Genomic DNA, 22,023 nt, shown 5'->3' on the forward strand with positions numbered 1-22,023 from the left:
TTTATAAATGATATACTAATAAATGTTTTTAAGTATATTTTAGATGGGAGATAAATCATGACTAAGGGAAAATTATTTAGAACTATTACACTCGCGCTTTCTATAGCATTCTTAACACCTTTTGCTAATAAAGTATATGCTACTGAAAACGTAAATAACATAAATATAGTATCAAAGGCAGCTATAGTTATGGACTATGATACTGGAGAAATAATCTACGAAAAAAATGCTAATGATAAAATGTTTTTAGCTAGTACTTCAAAATTAATGACTGCTTTACTTTTTGCTGAACACAATAAAGAAACTGATAACATAACTTATACAGAATCAGCTAAAGCTCAACCACCATATACATTAGATAACGATATGATGAAACCTTACGGAAAATCTTTTACTGTTGGTCAAACATTAACAGCTGATGTAGTTATGAAGGGACTTTTGTTGTTTTCTGGTAATGACACTGCATACATGATTTCAGACGAAGTTGGTGGAAGCAAAGAGAAATTTGCTGATATGATGAATAAAAAGGCAAAAGAAATGGGTTTAGACAATACCCACTTTGAAAATCCAAATGGACTTCCTGAAAATGGACATGATGTTAACTATTCAAATGCATATGAATTAGCTTTATTAATGAAAGCTGCTTATGAAAATGAATGGATAAATAAGACAGTTCAACTTCATGATGCTAATATTACTTTACCCGAATATACAAAAGTAAAATTAGAGAATAGAAATTTTGAATTGGGTAAAAACGGAAATATCGGTGGTAAAACTGGTATAACTAATGAAGCTGGAACATGCTTTGCTGGAGTTTATGAAAGAAATAATAAAAAATTTTTAGCTGTTGTTTTGAAATGTGATTTAAATGATAATTTAAAAAGATTTGATGACATTAACAAGATGATGACCTATAGCCAAGATGCAAATAGAGAAGTATATAAAAAATCTGGTGAAGAAGTTGGAACTGCTGAGTTAGAATATAAATTATTTAGATTCTTTGGTCCTAAAAAGACAATAAACGCACCAATTGTATTAGCAGAAGATGTTAACCTTTATAATAATTCAATTAATTTTAATGAAGCATCAATAAAACTTAACTCTGATGAAAATAATGCTTGGAAAGTTGCATCTGAAGATTCAACAAAGCTTACTGTTTCTGTTAAACATTTTTCAACAGATGTTAAAGGTAAGGTTAATATAAGCACTATGACTATTATTAAAGCTAATATTCTAGCATATCTTGCTTTAATTGCTGTTATAGTTATTGTTATTATTTTAATATTACTAATAATTAAAATGATTAATAATAGTCGTCATAAGAAAAAGAATAAATACAGAAGTAGAATAAGATTTTAATACTTATGCTAGGAAGAGGTAATTATGGATAAAGTCAATTTTAAAGGTAGTGTAATGTTAAATCCTACCCCTGTTGTTTTAGTTACAACTAGAAATAATGAAGGAAAAATTAATGTATTTACGATTGGTTGGGTAAGCACCGTTTGCACGAAACCACCTGTTATGGCTGTAGGCATTAGACCTGAAAGATTATCTTATGATTTTATCAAAGAAAGTATGGAATGTGTTATCAACTTAACTACTCAAGATATGGTTAAAATAGTTGACTATTGTGGAGTTAGAAGTGGCAAAAAAGAAAATAAAATAGAACATTTTGATTTAAAACTTAATGAAGGTATTACAATATCAACTCCATCATTAGAAGCCTCTCCAGTTGCCTTAGAATGCAAAGTAAAATCCATAACCCCTTTAGGGACTCATGATATGTTCCTACTAGATATAACTAATGTAAAGGTCGATAAAAGTCTTATTAATGAGAATAATAAAATCTGCTTTGACAGAGCTAATCTTATTTGCTATAGTCATGGTGAATACTTTGGTTTAAATCAAAAACCATTGGGTTCATTTGGCTACTCTATAAAGAAAAAAACAAAACAGAAATTGAAAAAAAGTCAGAAAAAATAATTCTGACTTTTTTTCAATTTATTCAGTTTTAATCCATTCTTCCCAAACTTCAGGTTTAAATCCAACAGTTGATTTTTTACCATTTCTAACAATAGGTGTAATTAATAAGCTTTGATCTTTAAGCAATAGTTCTTCTTTTATTTCAGTACTCCTTATACTTCCTATATTAGATTTCAAATAGTTCTTAGACTTAGTGTTTACAAGTTCATTTATACCAACTGAAATTTTAACAGAGTTTAACTCCCCCTTACTCATACCTTTTTCATTCATATCAATCATCTGATACTTAATTCTTCTTTCTTTAAAAAATCTTTCAGCTTTTTTTGTATCAAAGCACTTTCTGGTTCCAAAAATCTGTATATTCATAATTCCTCCTAAATTAACTCTAATATCTCTAATGGATTCTTAATCATATAGCTTGGCTCCACTTTAGCTAATTCCTTTAATTCCAAGGCAGTATATTCTACTCCACAAGTAAAGCAACCTGCAGCTTTACCTGACAAAAGATCATATGGACTATCTCCTACCATAATTGCTTCTTTAGGTGATATATTCAATATTTCACATGCTTTTAATACTGGTTCTCCTTCAGGTTTATGCTTTATAGTATCCTCTGGAGAAACTATTACATTCATATAATCCATTATCTTACCAAGTTCTAATCCCTTTATTGCTAATTCTTTTCGCTTTGAAGTAACAATTCCAAGCTTTATTCCCTTATCTTTTAAAGATATTAATAATTCTTTTACACCCTCAAAAGGCTTACACATATCATCATGATGTTTAACATTATAACTTCTATAGGTACTTACTAAACACTCTAAGAGTTTTTCATCATCAGTGTATTTTGTAAGACTAGTTTTAAGTGGTTTTCCATATAGTAATGTAATCTCTTCTTTAGGTAGTTCCATATTTAAAACTTCTTTAAACGCTGTGCAAAATGAATCATAAATTAAATCATTTGTATCAAGTAGTGTTCCATCTAAATCAAATAAAACTGCTTTAACCATTTCTAAACCTCTTTCATTCACTTTTGTTGCTAAATTTCTTTACATATAAACTATATATTATATCTGATAATCAGTAAAGTTTTTGATTTTAATAAATATAATCAAACAGGAAAGGTGACTACTCTTTTTCTGAATAAGTCACCTTTTCTACTTAAATCTTATTTAAATGTTAAGTTTCTATACTTGTCTATTATAAACCATTCACTTAGGAATTTAGATAAATCTTTTTTGCTTCCTTGAGTCTTTTCATACCCCTCTATTAATGCTTTTAAGTCATCCTCATCTTCTAATTTAACTGCAAATCCTCTTCCATTTACTACCGGATATCCTTCATAAATATAGTTTTTAATATTATCTACAGATGATACTCTTCCATTTCTAACTTTAATTGATACTTTATCTCTAAACACTAAAATATCTAAATCAGTAGGATAATTGTAACTATCACCACTCAATGGCAATATATCTCCTACAGTATAAACTTCCCTATTATTTAATTCCTTTTTAAGAGAAAAACTTATATCTTCATAATAATATTCTTCAAATATATCACCTCTAGCAGTTATACCATTAAACTCAAAGCCATTGGCAAGAGCTTCACCATAAACTTCCTCATTCTGAGTAATAATACCTCCACCAGCTACATCATATCCATCTACAATAACAAATCTTCCTGTGGCACTGCTATCACTGAATTTATCAAATGCCACATTTTCATTAGTTTTAACAATTACTTCTGCAACATCATTTAAAACTATTTTAGTATTTTCCTTATTACTATCCAAACTTGAAGCATCAATTACTCTAACTATACTTTCAATTTCGCCTTCTACTTCTTGAGTAGTTAGTTTAATCTTATATTTCTTACCTTTAACTAAATCATTTTTACCCATCCAGAAAATGTTTGCTCTAAAACTATTTGAAACCTCTGGAGATTCACTTTCAAATGTTATAACTTCCCCTCTTTTATTGAAAAATTCATCAGTCACTGTAATTCCTATAGATTCTCCAGCATAAGCTGTATCTTTCTTATCTTTTTCTACCCAATATTCTATTGTTTTGACTTTAGTCTTCTTACCTTCTGGATAAATAGTTATTTCATCATTAACACTAATTTTACCACTTTCTATTCTTCCAGCAATAATTCTTCTATCATCAAATTTATAAACATCTTGTATTGGAAATCTTAAAGCTTTTTCTTCTATTCCTTTTTCTTTTTCTATCAAATCAATTGATTCAATAACTGATTTCCCCTTATACCATATCATCTTATCAGAAGCTGTTAAAATATTTTCTCCCAAAAAAGCTGAAACTGGTATATAATTTAATGGATAAACATTAAGATCTGCTAAAAATTTTGACATATCATTTTTTACATTTTTAAACACTTCTTCTGAGTAGTTTACTAAATCCATTTTATTTACAATAACGTAAACTTTCTTTATACCAAGTAATGAAAGTATATATGCATGTCTTTTAGATTGTTCTTGTACTCCTTGCTTAGCATCAACTATTAATAGTGCTGCCTCTGCATCAGCTGCTCCTGAAATCATATTCTTCAAAAATTCTTTATGTCCTGGTGCATCTATAATTACATAATCTCTATTTTCAGTTGCAAATTGAATTTGTGTTGTATCTATAGTTATCCCTTGTTTTTGTTCTTCTTCAAAAGCATCTAAAAGATAGGCATATTCAAAAGGTTTTCCTGTTTCCTTAGCTATTCTTTTAACTTTATCTATTGCTCCTTCTGGTAAAGAATGAGTATCATAAAGTAACTTTCCTATTACTGTAGATTTACCATGGTCAACGTGTCCAACTACCACTATATTTAGTGTCTCTCTATTATTTATCATGATTTTTGCCCCCTTAATTACATATAGCCATCTTTTCTTAATTTTTGCATTGCATAAGAATCTTCCTGGTCTTGAGCCCTTCCAGCACGTTCTCCAGTTGTAGTTGTCTTTAACTCTTCTATTATTTCATCCAATGTAGAAGCATTAGACTTAATTCTTCCTGTGCATGGTGCACAACCTAAACTTCTATAACGTTCTCCATTCTTTGCGAAATATAAATCAATTATAGGAATATTTTCTCTCTTTATATATTCCCATATATCAAGTTCATTCCATTGTAGAAGTGGATGTACCCTAATATGATTTCCTTTTGGAAAATCAGTTTTAAATTGATTCCATAATTCTGGTGGTTGATTTGAATAATCCCATTCATAATCTTTATTTCTTTCACTAAATACTCTTTCTTTAGAACGAGAACCTTCCTCATCACGTCTAACACCAACAATAAGTCCTTCAAAACCATAGTCCCTTACAACTTGTTGAAGTCCTTCTGTTTTTAATGCCTTACAACATTGTAATCTTCCTTTTTCTGGTCCCATGCCTGCTTCTATTGCTTCCTTATTTGTATGAACTATTAAATCTAAGTTTAATTCCTTTGCAACTCTATCTCTATATTCAATCATTTCAGGAATTTTAAAAGTTGTATCAACATGTATAAACGGAAATGGACAGTGTCCATAAAAAGCTTTCTTAGCAAGCCATAATAATACTGTTGAATCCTTTCCTATTGACCACAACATTCCAAGCTTACCAAGTTTTTTGTAAGCCTCTCTTAATATAAAAATACTTTCTGCTTCAAGTCTATCTAAATGATCCATTTCATATCCCCCTTAATATGCATTTGCATTCTTTTTATTAACATCAATTATTATTTCTTCTTTGTCTTTTTTTATAATCCAATGAGTAATATCTCCTTCTTCCTTTATGGATAATGTACTTCCTAAGCCTCCAATATCAGCTCCTAAGTAAAACTTTATTGCATCTACCTTGCATTCCTTAACACAAGATGCACATCCCCAACAACTTTCAGGAAACTTTATATAGGCTTTTCTATTTTTATCACACTTAATTAGGTTCCCAGGACAAACCTCTTGGCACTTACCACAACCTACACAGGATTTTTTATTAATTGCTATGCTCATAGATTTCACCTCCATTAACCAAATTTCTAAGTAATATATTTACTTTTCCATCCTGCATAACTGAATTAACATATTTTAAATATTTATCATCATTATTTGGATAATCTAAATTCTCACAGAAACTATGCCATCTTGTTTCTTTTCTAGCTCTTAAATGTGCTATAAGAACTTTACATACAACTAGTCTCTCTTTCAATTCAAATATATGAATTAAGTCATCAATATCCTCTGCTTTTAAATTCTCAGCAAGTTCTATAATATTATCAATTTTTAAATCAGCAAGTTCTAATTGTTTTTCATTAAATTGATAATTATTACTTATTCCTCCAGCATATTTGTCCATTACTGTTTGCATACCTTCTTCTAGATTATCAATTTCATAAAGTTCTTTATCTACACTAAAATGATTTATAATTTTATTAAATACTTCACTTATTTCTTCTTCATCTATAGCCCTTAAATTTACACTATCTATGTAATTTAGTGCAGCCATCCCTGCTATCTCTCCTTCAACTAAAGCACCAGTAACATATTTTTGAGGACATCCCCCAGCAACATCTCCAGCAGCATATAGCCCTTTTATTGTAGTAGCTCTATTTGTATCCACCCAATATCCACTAGCAGTATGTCCACCAACCACATATGGTTCTGTACCTTCTATTTCAACATTTTCCTTTCTTGGTCCACTACCACTTTCAATCCATTTTAATGTTTGACTTGGAGCCATATTAAGATATGCTTTTAATAAATCTTGTTCTGCTTTCTTGCTTATTCCTTCTGTTTTTAAATAGCATGGTCCTCTCCCCTCTAAATTTTCCTTAACAGTACCATAAACTCTTTCTGATGTAGTATTACCATAAATTTTCCCATAATCTTCACCTTTAGAATTTATTTGTGGTGCCACAACCCCTTGTGCTATAGTTCCAGTTGGTGCAATTGTATCTTTGCATCTTAGTGCTATAAATCTCATTTCAAATGTAGTCATTTCCGCGCCTGCTCTTATACCCATAGCAAATCCAGCACCTGTATTAAATGGACTATACCACATTTTATGTTTAGAAAAGCCTGGATTATTTGGTTTATATAAACCTGATGCCCCACCTGTTGCACATATAACAGCTTTAGCTTCAACTACATAAAATATTTCTTCATCAGTAGAGATTCCATATGCTCCATAGATTTGATTATCTTTTACTAAATAATCTATAACATTTACTTTATTTACTACCTCAACATTTTTAAGTTTGTTTACTGCATTAGCTAATATAGACTTAATATTTTCACCATTTATTTTTATATTTCTATTACCTCTTGTTACATATTCTCCATTTTCATCTTTAAGAATTACTAATCCTAAATCTTCTAATTTTTCAGTAACATCATTAAGTCTTCTTGCCATAGTAATTAATAAATCTTCTCTTACTATTCCTTCAGCATCTCTTTTTGCATAATCAACATAATCCTCTGGTTTTTGTCCTTTTACAATGTATGCATTTAATGCATTAACACCTGCTGCTAAACATCCACTTCTTTTAATATTTGCTTTTTCTAAAATTAATACCTTTTTATTAGATTCTTTTGCTATAGCTAAGGCTGCATAGCATCCAGCTGTTCCTCCACCAATAATTAATATATCAGTTGAAAGCTTTTTAATCTCCATAAAATCACCCATCCTAAAATTTAAATGTATATCTGCATTGGATCTGTCTTCTTCAAACTATTTTCCAACATTTTTGACTCTTTATCATTAAATACATAAAGTCTATGCACCAATACATATACCTGGTCATTAACATTTAATTGTTCATCTTCTAAACTTCTATATGAAGTAAGAAATATATCACCAACTTTTACTTGAATTTCAAGATTGTTTCCTCTGAAAGAAACTGCACTAACTTTCCCTTTTTCTGCGGCTGAGGGAACTGGCATTTCTTCTTTACTTATACCTATTTGTATAAACTCAGGTCGTACTATAGCTTTTTCTCCTAATGTATCTTCACTAAAGCCTTTTAACTTTTTATACTCTTCTATAATAGTTGATTCTCCAATAAACTGAGTTACAAATGGAGTCTTTGGATTTTTATATATTTCAATAGGAGTTCCCATTTGTTCAATTACACCTTTATTAGTAACAATTATTTCATCTGCAACTTCAACCGCTTCATCTTGATCATGAGTTACAAATATGCTAGTTATTCCAAGCTTGCTTATCATTTCTCTAAGCCATGCTCTAAGTTCTTTTCTTACTTTTGCATCTATTGCTGCAAAAGGTTCATCTAATAGTAGAAGTTTTGGACTTGGTGCTAGTGCTCTTGCAAATGCTACCCTTTGCCTTTGTCCACCTGAAAGCTGATGAGGATATCTTTTTTCCAAACCTTTCAATCCAATTAATTCTATAAGCTCAGTTACCCTTTTTTTTATTTCAGTTTTACTAGCTTTTTTTACCTCTAATCCAAAAGCAATATTATCATAGATAGTCATATGACGAAATAAAGCATAATTTTGAAATACAAAGCCTATCCCTCTTTTTCCTGCAGGTATATTATTTACCTTTGTACCACCTATAATAATATCCCCAGAATCTGGGGTCTCAAGCCCTGCAATCATCCTTAAAATAGTTGTTTTCCCACTTCCGCTAGGCCCTAAAAGTCCTATAAGTTTTCCTTCATCTATATTGAAATTAACATTATTCGAAGCTTTAAAACTTCCATATGATTTATTAATCTTTCTTAATTCAACATACATTTTTATACCTCTCCTTTGCTTTTCCACTCAATAATATTTCTGAAAATCAATATAATTATAGCCATAATTACTAGTATTGAAGCCACTGCAAAGGCTGCTGCAAATTGATATTCATTATAAAGTATCTCAACATGCAATGGTAAAGTATCAGTTTTTCCTCTAATATGCCCTGATACAACTGAAACTGCTCCAAATTCACCCATAGCTCTAGCTATACATAGAATAATTCCATATAAAAGGCCCCATTTTATGTTTGGTAGTGTAACTTTTCTAAATATCCTAAACCCACTAGCTCCCATCATAGCTGCAGCTTCTTCCTCATCTTTTCCTTGCGAATTCATTAATGGTATAAGTTCACGAGATATAAGAGGAAATGTTACAAATATAGTTGCTAATATAATTCCTGGTACAGCAAATATGACTTTTATCCCTAACCCTTGAGTAACCCCAGCAAAATATCCTCCTCTACCGTAGCAAAGCGCAAATACTAACCCAGCAATAACTGGTGAAATTGCAAAAGGTAAATCTATTAATGTATTTAAAAGATTTTTATGTTTTATTTTAAATTTTGTTATTGCCCAAGCTGCACTTAAACCAAAGATTGTATTAAATAATGTAGCTACTACTGTTGCCATAAGAGTTAATTCAATAGCTTTCATTGTGTAATTATCTTTTATTGCAGCTACATAAACATCAACACCCTTACTAAGAGATTCAATAATTACAACTGATAATGGCATACCTAGCATCACTACCAAGAATAGAACACTAATAGATATTAATATCCACTTAATCAATTTACTTTCTTTTCTATTCATCTTAAATCACCCCTTTATAAACTTATTAGTACGATGTGCTAAAAGATTTATAAAAAAGAGTACCAAGAAGGAAAATACAAGCATCACTAAAGCTATTGCTGTTGCACCCTTATAGTCAAATTGCTCAAGCTTGCTCATAATCAATAGTGGTGCTATTTCAGTTTTCATTGGCATATTCCCTGAAATAAATACTACACTTCCATACTCACCCATACCTCTAGCAAGAGCTAATCCAAACCCAGTTAAGAGTGGTGGTAATATTTCAGGAAATATTACTTTAAAAAACGTTCTTATTCTTCCTGAACCAAGCATAGTAGCTGCTTCTTCATATTGAACATCAAATTCTTCCAATACTGGCTGTATTGTTCTAACAACAAAAGGAATTCCTATAAATATAAGAGCTACTATAATTCCAAAAGTCGAAAAAGCTGATTGAATTCCTAAAGAATATAACCATTTTCCAATCAATCCATTTTTAGAATATAATGTAGTAAGTGCAATACCTGCAACTGCTGTTGGCAATGCAAATGGTAAATCTATAACCCCATCTAAAATCCTCTTAAAAGGAAATTTGTACCTAACAAGAACCCATGCTAAAATTAAACCAAATACACTATTTATTAGTGCTGCTATTAAAGCACATATAAAACTCACCCTATAACTTGCCACAACTCTAGCATCAGTTACTGTTTTAAAAAAATCTCCTATTCCCATTTCTGATCCTTTCAGGACTATTGTACTTAGTGGAATTAATACAATAAAACTTAAATATGTCAGTGTAAATCCCATAGATAATCCAAACCCTGGGATGACTTTTTTTTCTTTTTTCATCCTTGACCCCCCTCAATATTAATTACTCCTTGGAACATATATCTCATCGAAAATACCACCATCAGCAAAATGTTTTTTTTGAGCTTCTTGCCATCCCCCAAAGGTATCATCTATGGTAACTAAATTAAGATCTTTAAATCTATCCTTATATTTATTAGCTATTTTCTTATTGCTTGGCCTATAATAATTTTTAGCCACAATTTCTTGTGCTTCATCACTATAAAGATAATCTATGTATGCCTGCGCTACTTCCCTTGTACCTCTTTTCTCCACAACATCATCAACAACAGCTACTGGTGGTTCCGCTAGTATACTTATCGAAGGTACAACCATTTCAAATTCATCTGGTCCAAGTTCATTAATAGCTAAGAATGCTTCATTTTCCCATGCTATAAGCACATCTCCAATTCCATTTTGAACAAAAGTAGTAGTAGATTCTCTAGCACCAGATGCTAACACCTCAACATTTTTATATAATTTAGAAACAAATTCCTTTGCTGAATCTTCACTTCCATTGTTATTTTTTAAAGCATAAGCCCATGCAGCTAAATAATTCCATCTTGCACCACCTGAAGTTTTAGGATTAGGAGTAATTATTGAAACTCCTTCCTTCGTCAAATCATTCCAATCCTTTATACCTTTAGGATTTCCTTTTCTAACCAGAAAAACAATTGTTGATGTATATGGGGAACTATTATTACTATACTTACTTTGCCACTCCTTATCTATTAATCCCGATTTACTTATATTATCTATATCATATGATAGTGCTAAAGTTACCACATCAGCTTCTAGACCTTGTATTACTGCACGTCCCTGTTTTCCTGAGCCTCCATGTGATTGATTTATAGTTACTTCTTGTCCTGTTTTTTCCTTCCAATACTTTGCAAAGCTTTCATTGTAATCCGAATATAATTCTCTAGTAGGATCATAGGATACATTTAATAATTCCACTTTTCTGTTATTCTCATTTTTTTCTGTACAACCTGTTATTATCCCCAATAACATAACGCAACCTAAAATTATACTTATAATTCTTTTTTTCATTTTTTCGCCCCCATCTTATTCGTATAACCCTTATAAGTATTATAAGTTTATTATGAATTAGTATATGCTAGGAAATTCACTTTGTCAACAGTTTTGATTATTTTTTTAATTACTGAATAATTTTCTTTAGTATCCAACACTATCCTACAAAAATAAAAAGACTCATCTTATAAACATAATTGTTTAAAAATGAGTCTCTTTATTAATCTAATATTTCCTTTAATGCTTTTATCAAACGGTCAATTTCATTAACTTTCCCTACTGTAATCCTTAATTTATCATCAAGCATGGGAGAATTAAAATATCTGATATAAATTTTATATTCATACAATTTTTTCACTATAAAATCAGCATTAACTTTCTCAGGTGGTTTGCAAAGCACAAAATTTGTTCCAGATGATAAAACTTGTGTTGAAAAGTCCATATTATGCTTCATCAATTACTACTAAACCTTCATAACTGTTTAATATCTTCTCTATTTCATATTTGGTAATTAATATTCCTGTTGGTGCATTTGGATTAGCTAAAAAAATTGCATCAGAATTATTTTTTAACATTCCTTCTACATCAATTCCCCAATTTTCATTTACATTTACACTTTGATATTCTATATCAAACATGTCTGCATAAGTTTTATAAACTGTATAAGTAGGATATGGAGAAATAATTCTATCTCCCTTATCCAAAAAAACTCTCATTATAAGTGAAATCACTTCATCCGACCCATTTCCACAAAAAACCTCTTCTTTTGAAATTCCATATAAATTAGTTATATTATTTCTAAGTTTATCACTTTTAGATGATGGATAATAACAAAGTCTATTAATGTCTATATTTACCAGAAGCGATTTAATACATGGTGAAGGTGGACATGCATTTTCATTAGCATTCAATTTTAACACTTCATTATCATCTAAATTAGGTTGAAATCCTGAAATATATGGTTCTAAATTCATTATAGTTTTTTTTATTTTTCATATTGCTGCCCCCCTTTTAATCAATATTAAACTAAAAGTGTAGCCCTGTAAATATCACTGTTACAACATATTTTTCATAGTTGACATTTTTATTATCTATCATTAAAATTTCTAAACCAAACATTTTCATTTTCTCTAAAAAACTTTATTTTGTCTAATCATCAAATAAACCTTTACTTATATATCTATCACCACTATCCGGAAAAATAGTTACAATATTACCTTTGTCTATTTCATCAGCTAATTTTAATGCTACAGCCAGAGCAGCTCCTGAAGATGATCCAACTATCATTCCTTCCTTTTTAGCTAAAAGTTTTACTTTTTCAAAAGCTTCATTATCACTAACTTTAATTACCCTATCCACCAAGGATAAATCCATAGTTTGTGGTACAAAATCATTTCCTATTCCTTCTATTTCATAATCTCCATGTTCACCTTCAACCATAGTTGATCCAATAGGATCAGCTAGTACACCTTTTACTTTAGGATTTTTACTCTTAAGATATCTAGCAACTCCACTAAAGGTCCCGCCACTTCCTGCTCCTGCTATAAAATAATCAATTTCATCTCCTAAAGCTTCATAAATTTCTGCACCTGTTCCTTCATAGTGTGCTAATGGATTATCTTCATTAGCAAATTGTTTTAAACTAATACTATTAGGAATTTCTTTCAATAATTCTTCAGCTTTCTCTACTGCTCCAAGCATTCCATTTTCCTTAGGAGTATTTATTACTTTAGCACCTAGTACTTTCACTATTTTTTGTTTTTCTTCTGAAAATTTTAATGGTATTATAAAAATCACATTGTATCCTCTATTTATAGCAGCTAAAGCTATTCCAATTCCTGTATTTCCTGCTGTAGCATCTATAATTGTATCTCCTTTCTTAAGTTCACCTCTTTTCTCTGCGCCTTCAATCATTGATATTCCAATTCTATCTTTTACACTTCCTCCAGGATTTAAATATTCAAGTTTTGCAAAAATATTTACATCTTTCTTTGTTTTAATATAGTTTAGTTTTATTAATGGTGTTTTCCCAATGAGTTCCCTTATGTCATTGATGTATTTCATCTAACTCTACTCTCCTTAAATGCATTATTTAAATCTTCTAATAAATCCTCTACATTTTCTATACCTACAGATAATCTAATAAGCTCATCTACAATTCCAACCTTTTGCCTTATTTTAAAAGGTATAGCTCCATGAGTCATTGTAGCTGGATGGCAAATTAATGATTCAACTCCGCCTAAACTTTCCCCAAAAGAAATGACCTTAAAACTACTTAAAAATTTTTTGTAATCTATTTGATCACTAATAACAAATGACACTACTCCTCCAAATCCAGTAGCCTGATTTTTATGAACTTCATAACCTGGATTATTTTTAAGTCCAGGATAATATACTTTTATTACATTTTCATTTTCCAATAAATATTTTGTAACTGTTTTTGCATTCTCATTGTGTCTATCCATCCTTACTGCAAGAGTCTTAATTCCTTTCACAAGCAGAAATGAATCAAAAGGTCCAAGTACTCCTCCAGTAGAGTTTTGGATAAAGTGTAACTTTTCCAAAAGGCCTTTTTCTTTTACAACAATAAGGCCTGCTACTACATCACTATGTCCTCCAAGATATTTTGTAGCACTATGAATTACTATATCAGCTCCAAGTTCTAATGGTTTTTGTAAATAAGGAGTCATAAAGGTGTTGTCCACAATAGTTAACGCTCCATATTTCTTAGAAATTTCACTTACTATTCTAATATCTGCAATATCCATTAATGGATTAGTTGGAGTCTCAATAAATACACCTTTTATTTTGCTATTTTCTTTTTCTAGAATTTTTTTTACTTCCTCTATATTTGAAATATCTACAATCTCATAATCTATATTGAAATTATTAAACACTTTATCTATTACTCTAAAGGTTCCACCATAGAGATTACTTGGAATTAATATTTTATCACCACTTTTAAATAGTGATAATACTGCTGTTATGGCCGCCATCCCACTTCCAAAAGCCAAACCACCAATTCCACCTTCTAAATCTGTTATGAGCCTTTCAAGTGCTTCTCTGGTTGGATTACCAGTTCTTGAATATTCATATCCTTTATTTTCTCCAAATGATGACTGTTTATATGTGGATGTTTGAAATATAGGAATATTTACTGCTCCTGTCTTATCATCTCCATCTATTCCTCCATGAATTAATAATGATTCTATTTTCATATTATTTCCCCCTGAATTATCCATTAAAATTTCAATTGCAAAAAACAAAGGACATATTTCTCTATTTAGAAATATGTCCTCTGGTTTTTCCAGTCAGATATATTATAACATTATCTTATTCTAATTTTCTCATTTCTATCAACTTGTACTACTATACCATCTTGTATTACTAAAGTTACAGAACCATAGTTTATCTCTGAAACTAATTCTAATATTTGTTTCATCTTTTCTTCAGTTAAAGTTTTAGTTTTCTTTTCGCCGATATTTATTACTGACAATTTTTTCACCCCAAATTGAAAATTTATTTTCTAATAAAAATCTTCTCTGTAAATATTACAGAGGCAGATAATAAATCCACGGTTCCACTCTGAATATCTTAAATTAATTCTATATAAATCTTCTAAAATGATTGCTACTTATCTTCGAATAATGCTGTTGATAAATAACGTTCTCCTGTATCTGGTAATAAAACCACTATTGTTTTGCCTTCGTTTTCTGGACGTTTAGCAAATTCTATTGCTGCAAAAGCAGCTGCCCCTGATGAAATTCCAACAAGTAATCCTTCTGTTTTTGATAACTCTCTTGAAGTTATAAATGCATCCTCATTTTGAACCTTAATTATTTCATCGTAAATTTTTGTATTTAGTGTATCTGGAACAAATCCAGCACCTATTCCTTGAATTTTATGTGCACCAGCCCTTCCTTCTGATAAAACTGGTGAATCTGCTGGTTCTACTGCTACTATTTTGACATTTGGATTTTTTAATTTTAAATATTCACCAACACCAGAAATAGTTCCTCCAGTACCAACACCAGCTACAAAAACATCAACTTTTCCATCTGTATCTTCCCAAATTTCAGGACCAGTTGTATTTTTGTGAATTTCTGGATTAGCTGGATTTTGGAATTGACCTGGTATAAATGAATTAGGAATTTCCTTTGCTAGTTCATCAGCCTTAGCAATAGCACCTTTCATTCCTTTTACCCCTTCTGTTAACACAACTTCTGCACCATATGCTTTTATTAAGCTACGCCTTTCAACACTCATTGTTTCAGGCATTACAATTATAACTTTATAACCTTTAGCAGTACCAACTGATGCTATTCCTATACCTGTATTTCCACTAGTTGGTTCAATAATTACTGATCCTTCTTTTAACATTCCCTTTTCTTCTGCATCTTCTATCATTGCTTTTGCAATTCTATCTTTAACACTTCCTGCTGGATTAAAATATTCTAACTTAACTACTATATTTGCTTTTACATTTTTCTTTTTACTAAAACTTGATACCTGTAGTAAAGGTGTCCTTCCTACTAAATCTGCTAAACTCTTAAATATTTTCTCCATACAATTCACTCCTATCTCACTTTTGCATTTCCTATATATCTTATACGTTTAATATGGTATTAGTATATGCTATCAATTACTAATTGTCAACTTCTTTATTTAGAAATTATTAATAATTTTTAATAACCTAAACCACTTCCATATTTATTCTTCCCTAATTAATTTTTAAAATCAAAAAAGATAGCTCATTTTAATGAACTATCTCCAAAATTATTTTGTATAATATATTTTTATTTTATATATTTTGTACTCTTTTAATAACTTCTGTACAATATTCTTTTACTCCTAAAGATCCATTCTTTTTATAAGCTTTATTTAAATCGCTTCCTATTCCACTACAATCTGCTCCAAGTTCTATCCATTCATTAATATTATCTTTATTAACCCCACCTGTAGGCATTATATTTATATCTGGAAATATAGATTTTGCCGCTCCAATAAAACCTTTTCCTACAACATTTCCTGGAAAAACCTTTATAAATCTTAATCCTAGCTTGTATACTTTGTTTAATTCTGAGATTGTCATAACTCCTGGAATTATAAAAGCATTTCTAATCTTTGCATAATCAATTATTTCTTCATCTGTGCAAGGAGAAACTATAAAATCTGCTTTATTCTCAACACATTCATCTAATGATTCCTTTGTTAAAACAGTTCCTGCTCCAACACATAATTCTGTATACTTTTCTTTAAGTTCTTTTATAAGCTTTGGCCCATTTGGAACACTCATAGTAACTTCTATGACTTTAATTCCACCCTCAATTGCTGCTTCACTAATTTCTCTTGCTTCTTCATAAGTATTAGTTCTAACAACTGCTACTGCTTTTTTCTCCATTAATGTCTTACAAACTTCTTCAAACACTTCTATTCACCTTATCTTTCTATTTTTTTAGCTTGTCCTAAATGTACTAATACATCATCATAATAAGGTAATCCCTCATTATCACCTTCAATACCAACTACTAAAGATCCAACGGCATTAGCAAATCTTATACTTTCCTTGAAAGTCTTACCTTTAAGGGTTGCGGTTAGAAAACCTGCTGCAAATCCATCTCCAGCGCCAACAGTATCAACTAAAGCTCTTGGTTTTATAGCTTCAACCTTATAAATTTCTTTACCATTAGATCCAATAGCTCCTTTAGCTCCTTTTTTAACTATAACTTTTCCTATTCCATAGTTATGAAATATCTTAATAGCCTCATCTATTGTTACTTGTCCTAATAGAAGTTCCACTTCTTCATCACCTATTAATAAAATATCAACATTTGGTAAAAGCAACTCTATATAATTTTTAGCTTCTTCTTTAGTCCACATTTTTAATCTTATATTTGGATCAAAAGATACAACTAAATTATGTTTCTTAGCTAATTCTACTGATTGCAATATAACTTTTTGATTATTTTTATTAATTGAAGGAAAAACACCTGTAATATGTAGAACCTTAGAATTTTTAAAATATTCTTCATTTAATTCTTCTACATTCATTGTGCTAGTTGGAGACTTTTCTCTATAGTAAAATGATCTACTTGATCCATCAGCTAAAACTTCTCTAAAATAAACTGATGTTGGATATCCTTCAACATATTTAACTTCTGAAGTCTCTATACCTTCCCCTCGTACTACTTTGGTTATGTATTTTCCAAAGTCATCATTTCCTAGTCTACTTATCCATCCAGATTTCAATCCTAGTCTTGCACATCCAATAGCAACATTTAATTCTGCTCCCCCTATTTTTCTCTCAAAAGTATTACAGAATATTATTGGTCCTTTTTGAATAGGAACCATTGCTATCATTGCATCTCCAACTGTAATTACATCTAACATAAATCTTCCTCCTAAAAATATAAATTTGTATTAATAAGATTTCTTACACTTTTGTTTGTATTTACATTTTTATATTACAAAAGAACTAGGCAGTATCCTTTTGTCTAGTTCTTTTATATTTATATTTATTATCTTAATTATTTAGGTTGTTTACCAATATAAGCTAATATTCCACCATCAACATAAAGAATATGTCCATTTACAAAATCAGATGCATCTGAAGCCAAGAATATAGCTGGGCCTGTTAAATCTTCTGGTGTTCCCCAACGTGCAGCTGGAGTCTTAGAAATTATAAAGTTATTAAATGGATGTCCTTCTGTTCTCAAAGGAGCTGTTTGTGGGGTTTCAATATATCCAGGTCCAATACCATTACATTGGATATTGTACTCACCATATTCAGATGCTATATTTTTAGTTAACATCTTAAGACCACCTTTAGCTGCAGCATAAGCTGAAACTGTTTCTCTTCCTAATTCACTCATCATTGAACAGATGTTAATTATTTTACCATGACCTTTTTTAATCATTCCTGGAATTACTGCCTTAGATACTATAAATGGAGCATTTAAATCTACATCTATAACTTTTCTAAAATCTTCTGCTTTCATCTCAAGCATTGGAATACGCTTTATTATACCAGCATTGTTTACCAATATATCAATTATTCCAACCTCTTTTTCTATTTTAGCTACTAATTCATTTACTTTTTCTTCATCAGTAACATCACATACATATCCATGTGCTTTTATTCCTTCTTCAGCATATGCTTTTATTCCTTTATCAATTAAATCTTGATTAATATCATTAAAAACAATTGTTGCCCCTGCTTTTGCAAAAGATTTTGCTAATGCAAATCCAATACCATATGATGCTCCAGTTACTAATGCTATTTTACCTTCTAATGAAAAATTTTTAATTCCTTCCATGAGTCATCCTCCTTAAAACTTACAATATTTTTAGCCATAATAATGTCAATAACCTGAAAAATCCAAATTCAAAAACACTATTAATACAATTTTTTTGACTTATTAGTAGAAAAATCAAACTACATTACTTGTCCTTAAATTGCAATCATGTTGTTCCGCACTATGGAACGACGTTTCATTTTTCTAATATCATTTTAATCTCATATTTTGTAATTGTCAATCCTACAATATTTAAATTTTATTTGTTAAAATCAAATTTAAATATTACAATATATTCTGAAGTAAAAGTTATACAAGGAGGATTATATATGTCTCAAGATTCAAGTAATTCTAATTTAGTGCAGTCTGTCGAACGTGCTCTAGATATACTTGATTGTTTATCTGAATATCCAAAAGGTTGTGGAATTGGAGAACTTTCAAAAAATTTAAATTTAAGCAAAAGTACAATCCATAGAATAATATCAACACTAAAATTTAAAGGTTATGTATCACAAAATAAAGAAAATGATAAATATCAACTTGGTTTTAAAGTTCTTAATTTATCATCATCCTTTGTTAGTGGAATGGATCTTGTTAACAACGCACGACCTTATATATATGAATTTGTAAATAAAATTGATGAAGTTATACATCTTTGTATTGCTGATGAATCATATTCTAATATTATATATTTAGATAAAATTTCGCCCGAAAATACTACAAGAACAATAACTATGTCTTCTAGCATTGGTAAAAGGGCACCTATTTATTGTACTGCATCAGGAAAGTTACTTTTATCTCAATTTTCTGATGAAAAAATAAAAGAATTATTAAAGGATATTAATTTTATTAAATATACACATAATACAATAATTAATATAGAAAATTTTATAACTGAAATACATGAAATAAGAAAAAATCAATATGCTTTTGATAATGTTGAATATGACACTGGAGTCATTTGCATTGCATTCCCTATTTTTGATCAAACTAATAAAATAATTGCTGCAATTAGCATTTCATCTGTAACTCTATTTAATGAATTAGATGATTTATTAAAGCATAAAGATGAATGCATAAAAATCTCAAATAATATTAGTAAATTGATGGGGTACAGTCCAAAAAGTTTATAATTTAATTTAGAATATGCTTTAGCTAACATGGTTATTTTTATATAATGTTAGCTATTTCTGATTTAATTTATGACAAATAATTTCTTGTTTGAATTTTTTGTCGAATTAAATTATAATAAATCTATGCTGTTTAACGAATTAAGGAGGCTTATTGTTGAGGAAAAAGAATTATGTAGAAAAAAATTTCAACACTAATTATTCTGAACCATCTAAAGGAAACTTCTTTACATTTTTTTTAGGAATTATAGTATTTTTAGTAGGTATATTTATGGTTTTTCAAAACACTACTATTTATACTGGATTTACTCTAATGAGTGTATTAGGGTTTACCCCAAACTTTGGAATACTTGTTTTGCCTTTATTAATCGGAGTAGTTCTCTTATTTTTTAAAGAACGTTCTATATTAGGATGGTTTTTAATTATTGCTGGAATTCTTGTTATAGCTATTGGAATTTTCATGGGTTTAAGTATATATTTTAGACCTGTAAGTTTAATTAAAGGAATTTTCATGTTTGGAACAATTGCTGCTGGAATAGGATTAATATTAAAAGGTCTTTTTAGAAAGAACTAAAAAAAGTATCAAATAGTAGACAAACTATTTGATACTTTTTTTTATAATGATCTATATTTTCTATAGCAAAATAATTTATTTAATTCCCCAGAAACCCCATCTTCATCTGAAAAAGATATAACATCTGAAAACATAGTACCATTTGGAGTTATGACTATTATTCCATCAGGCTTAATTTCACCAATTTCTCTACTTATCTTGCTGTTTGCTAAATTGGTCTTTTTCACCTCACTATTCCCTCTCTTTTTTATAATTATTGGTGGTTGTAACATTGAATAATAACTTAACACTTCCATTTACTTTTCACCTCTTAATGCATACTATTATTATTTTCACTATTATCTTTAACTTTTTCTAAATAATCTTTTTGATTAACTATATTTTCTTCAAAATTTTCTACTGCATTTTTTGTAAAGTTTTCAACTCTAGCTATATTTGATAAATTTTCTAACTTACCATTTTTATTCATCCTAAAAACCTCCTTTTATATTTTAATACATGTTTAATAATAGTATCTCAACTTAAATTTGTTTTATCCTTGTAGGTAAAGCTTGCAAGATTAGCTAAATATAAATAAGCTATAAAAATTTTCTATATATTATTTTTCTTTCTATACTCCATTGGAGTAACACCATAACTTTCTTTAAATATTTTATAAAAATATGTTGGATTTTCATAACCTACCATCTCCATTATTTCTAACACTGAAAGCCCTCTAACTTTTAATAGTTCAATAGCTCTACTTAATCTTTTTTCTTGTACCAATTCTTTAAATGTCATTTTAGTATGCTTCTTTATTAACTTACTTAATTTATAATCTGGTTGACTTAGTTTTTCTGCAATTTCAGAAAGAGAACATTCATTATAGAATTTATCAATATATTTAAATATTTGAATTATTAATATTTTGTCATAATTGTCAACTGAATATATTTCAATATTCTCAGGCTTCTTAACTAATTCTACAAGAAGTAATCCAACTAATAATTTTATTGTTACTTTACTCATTATTTCATTTGTGTAAAGTTCTATAATTATCTTTTCTAAAATCTCTTGTACACTTTTTTCATCTGAAACTTTAAAATATAGGTATTCCCCTTCATGATAGTCAGTATATAATGTTGTAATTAAAAACCTGCTTATTATATTTTCATTATCTAAAAGTTTTAATATATAATCAAAGAATTCTGGTTTTATTATAAAATTTATACTTATATCATTTTCATCACAAGATTCTAATTCATGGTTTATATATTGATTTAAAAATAGTAACTCTCCTTTTTTTAGTTCTATTTCTTTATTATCAATAACTTCTTTTAATTTACCTTGATAAACATAATTAAATTCTATATAGTTATGTTTATGCTCTGGAAACTTAATAAATCTTGTATGTTTTCTAATATCTATCAGTTCCCCTTGAGACAAGAATTTATCACTATCTATAACAAATTGACCATTATCTGTATATAAACTTTTATCTACTTCAACTTCACCATTTAAGATATGCTTTTCTTCTTCTGTTAACTCTAATAATTTTTCATGTATATCTTGTCTCATAATAAAGATTTCACTCCTTTTCTAAGATTTATTATATCAGCAATATTGAAATTGTA

26 protein-coding genes are annotated in these 22,023 nt (G+C 29.4%); 4 read left to right on the top strand and 22 right to left on the bottom strand.

All coding sequences use genetic code 11. The annotated features are described in order from the left end of the window. The first annotated feature begins 57 nt into the window (after positions 1 to 57). Together NNC19_RS03710 and NNC19_RS03715 are read left to right on the top strand one after the other, a co-directional pair. Positions 58 to 1,359: a serine hydrolase gene (locus tag NNC19_RS03710; protein WP_310937269.1), complete on the top strand. Its 1,302-nt coding sequence runs from the start codon at positions 58 to 60 to the stop codon at positions 1,357 to 1,359. A 24-nt stretch (positions 1,360 to 1,383) separates the two neighbouring features. Then, positions 1,384 to 1,983: a flavin reductase family protein gene (locus NNC19_RS03715; RefSeq protein ID WP_310937270.1), complete on the top strand. Its 600-nt coding sequence runs from the start codon at positions 1,384 to 1,386 to the stop codon at positions 1,981 to 1,983. A gap of 18 nt (positions 1,984 to 2,001) precedes the next feature. On the opposite strand, the gene NNC19_RS03720 is transcribed toward NNC19_RS03715, so the two are convergent. The 19 genes from NNC19_RS03720 to NNC19_RS03810 all read right to left on the bottom strand — a co-directional run bounded on the left by NNC19_RS03720 (position 2,002) and on the right by NNC19_RS03810 (position 18,727). Next, a complete protein-coding gene (locus NNC19_RS03720; protein ID WP_310937271.1) occupies positions 2,002 to 2,349 on the bottom strand; it encodes an ArsC/Spx/MgsR family protein in 348 nt (115 codons plus the stop codon). A gap of 8 nt (positions 2,350 to 2,357) precedes the next feature. Continuing rightward, the gene (gene ppaX / locus NNC19_RS03725) at positions 2,358 to 2,993 is read right to left on the bottom strand and encodes a pyrophosphatase PpaX (RefSeq protein WP_310937272.1); all 636 of its coding nucleotides are present in this window, start codon (positions 2,991 to 2,993) and stop codon (positions 2,358 to 2,360) included. A 158-nt stretch (positions 2,994 to 3,151) separates the two neighbouring features. Next, a complete protein-coding gene (locus tag NNC19_RS03730) occupies positions 3,152 to 4,846 on the bottom strand; it encodes a GTP-binding protein (protein ID WP_310937273.1) in 1,695 nt (564 codons plus the stop codon). A 17-nt stretch (positions 4,847 to 4,863) separates the two neighbouring features. Continuing rightward, positions 4,864 to 5,664 (bottom strand): sulfate adenylyltransferase subunit CysD, encoded by an 801-nt coding sequence (gene cysD, locus NNC19_RS03735; RefSeq protein WP_310937274.1) that lies wholly within the window; start codon positions 5,662 to 5,664, stop codon positions 4,864 to 4,866. A gap of 12 nt (positions 5,665 to 5,676) precedes the next feature. Further along, positions 5,677 to 5,988 (bottom strand): 4Fe-4S binding protein, encoded by a 312-nt coding sequence (locus NNC19_RS03740; RefSeq protein WP_310937275.1) that lies wholly within the window; start codon positions 5,986 to 5,988, stop codon positions 5,677 to 5,679. Then, the gene (locus tag NNC19_RS03745; RefSeq protein ID WP_310937276.1) at positions 5,972 to 7,648 is read right to left on the bottom strand and encodes an adenylyl-sulfate reductase subunit alpha; all 1,677 of its coding nucleotides are present in this window, start codon (positions 7,646 to 7,648) and stop codon (positions 5,972 to 5,974) included. The genes NNC19_RS03740 and NNC19_RS03745 overlap by 17 nt, the downstream gene beginning before the upstream one ends. Before the next feature lie 20 nt (positions 7,649 to 7,668). Further along, positions 7,669 to 8,733 carry a sulfate ABC transporter ATP-binding protein gene (locus NNC19_RS03750; protein WP_310937277.1) on the bottom strand — a complete coding sequence of 355 codons (1,065 nt, stop codon included), beginning with the start codon at positions 8,731 to 8,733 and terminating at the stop codon, positions 7,669 to 7,671. 2 nt (positions 8,734 to 8,735) lie between these two features. Beyond that, positions 8,736 to 9,551, bottom strand: coding sequence for a sulfate ABC transporter permease subunit CysW (cysW, locus tag NNC19_RS03755; protein WP_310937278.1), 816 nt, complete (start codon positions 9,549 to 9,551; stop codon positions 8,736 to 8,738). 6 nt (positions 9,552 to 9,557) lie between these two features. Beyond that, entirely contained in the window at positions 9,558 to 10,382 is an 825-nt protein-coding gene (gene cysT / locus NNC19_RS03760; protein ID WP_310937279.1) for a sulfate ABC transporter permease subunit CysT, read from the bottom strand. Positions 10,383 to 10,400: 18 nt separating this feature from the next. Next, complete coding sequence (locus tag NNC19_RS03765) at positions 10,401 to 11,429, bottom strand: sulfate ABC transporter substrate-binding protein (RefSeq protein ID WP_310937280.1); 1,029 nt, start codon at positions 11,427 to 11,429, stop codon at positions 10,401 to 10,403. Between the two features lie 202 nt (positions 11,430 to 11,631). Next, a complete protein-coding gene (locus NNC19_RS03770) occupies positions 11,632 to 11,853 on the bottom strand; it encodes an aminotransferase class I/II-fold pyridoxal phosphate-dependent enzyme (RefSeq protein ID WP_310937281.1) in 222 nt (73 codons plus the stop codon). 1 nt (position 11,854) lies between these two features. Continuing rightward, positions 11,855 to 12,385 (bottom strand): aminotransferase class I/II-fold pyridoxal phosphate-dependent enzyme, encoded by a 531-nt coding sequence (locus tag NNC19_RS03775; protein WP_310937282.1) that lies wholly within the window; start codon positions 12,383 to 12,385, stop codon positions 11,855 to 11,857. Between the two features lie 175 nt (positions 12,386 to 12,560). Then, positions 12,561 to 13,475 (bottom strand): cysteine synthase family protein, encoded by a 915-nt coding sequence (locus NNC19_RS03780; RefSeq protein WP_310937283.1) that lies wholly within the window; start codon positions 13,473 to 13,475, stop codon positions 12,561 to 12,563. Next, complete coding sequence (locus NNC19_RS03785) at positions 13,472 to 14,629, bottom strand: PLP-dependent aspartate aminotransferase family protein (RefSeq protein ID WP_310937284.1); 1,158 nt, start codon at positions 14,627 to 14,629, stop codon at positions 13,472 to 13,474. Before NNC19_RS03785 ends, NNC19_RS03780 begins: the two co-directional genes overlap by 4 nt. Before the next feature lie 110 nt (positions 14,630 to 14,739). Further along, a complete protein-coding gene (locus tag NNC19_RS03790; protein WP_396136396.1) occupies positions 14,740 to 14,853 on the bottom strand; it encodes a DUF2292 domain-containing protein in 114 nt (37 codons plus the stop codon). Positions 14,854 to 15,041: 188 nt separating this feature from the next. After that, positions 15,042 to 15,977, bottom strand: a complete 936-nt coding sequence (gene cysK, locus NNC19_RS03795; protein WP_310937286.1) for a cysteine synthase A — start codon at positions 15,975 to 15,977, stop codon at positions 15,042 to 15,044. A gap of 235 nt (positions 15,978 to 16,212) precedes the next feature. Next, positions 16,213 to 16,839: a bifunctional 4-hydroxy-2-oxoglutarate aldolase/2-dehydro-3-deoxy-phosphogluconate aldolase gene (locus NNC19_RS03800; RefSeq protein ID WP_310937287.1), complete on the bottom strand. Its 627-nt coding sequence runs from the start codon at positions 16,837 to 16,839 to the stop codon at positions 16,213 to 16,215. 11 nt (positions 16,840 to 16,850) lie between these two features. Continuing rightward, the gene (locus NNC19_RS03805) at positions 16,851 to 17,801 is read right to left on the bottom strand and encodes a sugar kinase (RefSeq protein WP_310937288.1); all 951 of its coding nucleotides are present in this window, start codon (positions 17,799 to 17,801) and stop codon (positions 16,851 to 16,853) included. 137 nt (positions 17,802 to 17,938) lie between these two features. Beyond that, complete coding sequence (locus tag NNC19_RS03810) at positions 17,939 to 18,727, bottom strand: gluconate 5-dehydrogenase (RefSeq protein ID WP_310937289.1); 789 nt, start codon at positions 18,725 to 18,727, stop codon at positions 17,939 to 17,941. 308 nt (positions 18,728 to 19,035) lie between these two features. On the opposite strand from NNC19_RS03810, the gene NNC19_RS03815 reads away from it, so the two are divergent. Beyond that, entirely contained in the window at positions 19,036 to 19,839 is an 804-nt protein-coding gene (locus tag NNC19_RS03815) for an IclR family transcriptional regulator (protein ID WP_310937290.1), read from the top strand. A 154-nt stretch (positions 19,840 to 19,993) separates the two neighbouring features. After that, positions 19,994 to 20,410, top strand: coding sequence for a hypothetical protein (locus NNC19_RS03820; protein WP_310937291.1), 417 nt, complete (start codon positions 19,994 to 19,996; stop codon positions 20,408 to 20,410). A gap of 41 nt (positions 20,411 to 20,451) precedes the next feature. Here NNC19_RS03820 and NNC19_RS03825 read toward each other — a convergent pair whose 3' ends face one another. The 3 genes from NNC19_RS03825 to NNC19_RS03835 form a co-directional block, all read right to left on the bottom strand. After that, a complete protein-coding gene (locus NNC19_RS03825) occupies positions 20,452 to 20,706 on the bottom strand; it encodes a hypothetical protein (RefSeq protein ID WP_310937292.1) in 255 nt (84 codons plus the stop codon). A 14-nt stretch (positions 20,707 to 20,720) separates the two neighbouring features. Continuing rightward, positions 20,721 to 20,879 (bottom strand): hypothetical protein, encoded by a 159-nt coding sequence (locus NNC19_RS03830; RefSeq protein WP_310937293.1) that lies wholly within the window; start codon positions 20,877 to 20,879, stop codon positions 20,721 to 20,723. A gap of 122 nt (positions 20,880 to 21,001) precedes the next feature. Next, complete coding sequence (locus tag NNC19_RS03835) at positions 21,002 to 21,967, bottom strand: AraC family transcriptional regulator (protein ID WP_310937294.1); 966 nt, start codon at positions 21,965 to 21,967, stop codon at positions 21,002 to 21,004. Positions 21,968 to 22,023: the final 56 nt, after the last annotated feature.

Origin of the sequence: Clostridium sp. SHJSY1 (genome assembly GCF_031626875.1) — a bacterium.
In the GTDB taxonomy this organism is placed as follows: Bacteria; Bacillota; Clostridia; order Clostridiales; family Clostridiaceae; genus Clostridium.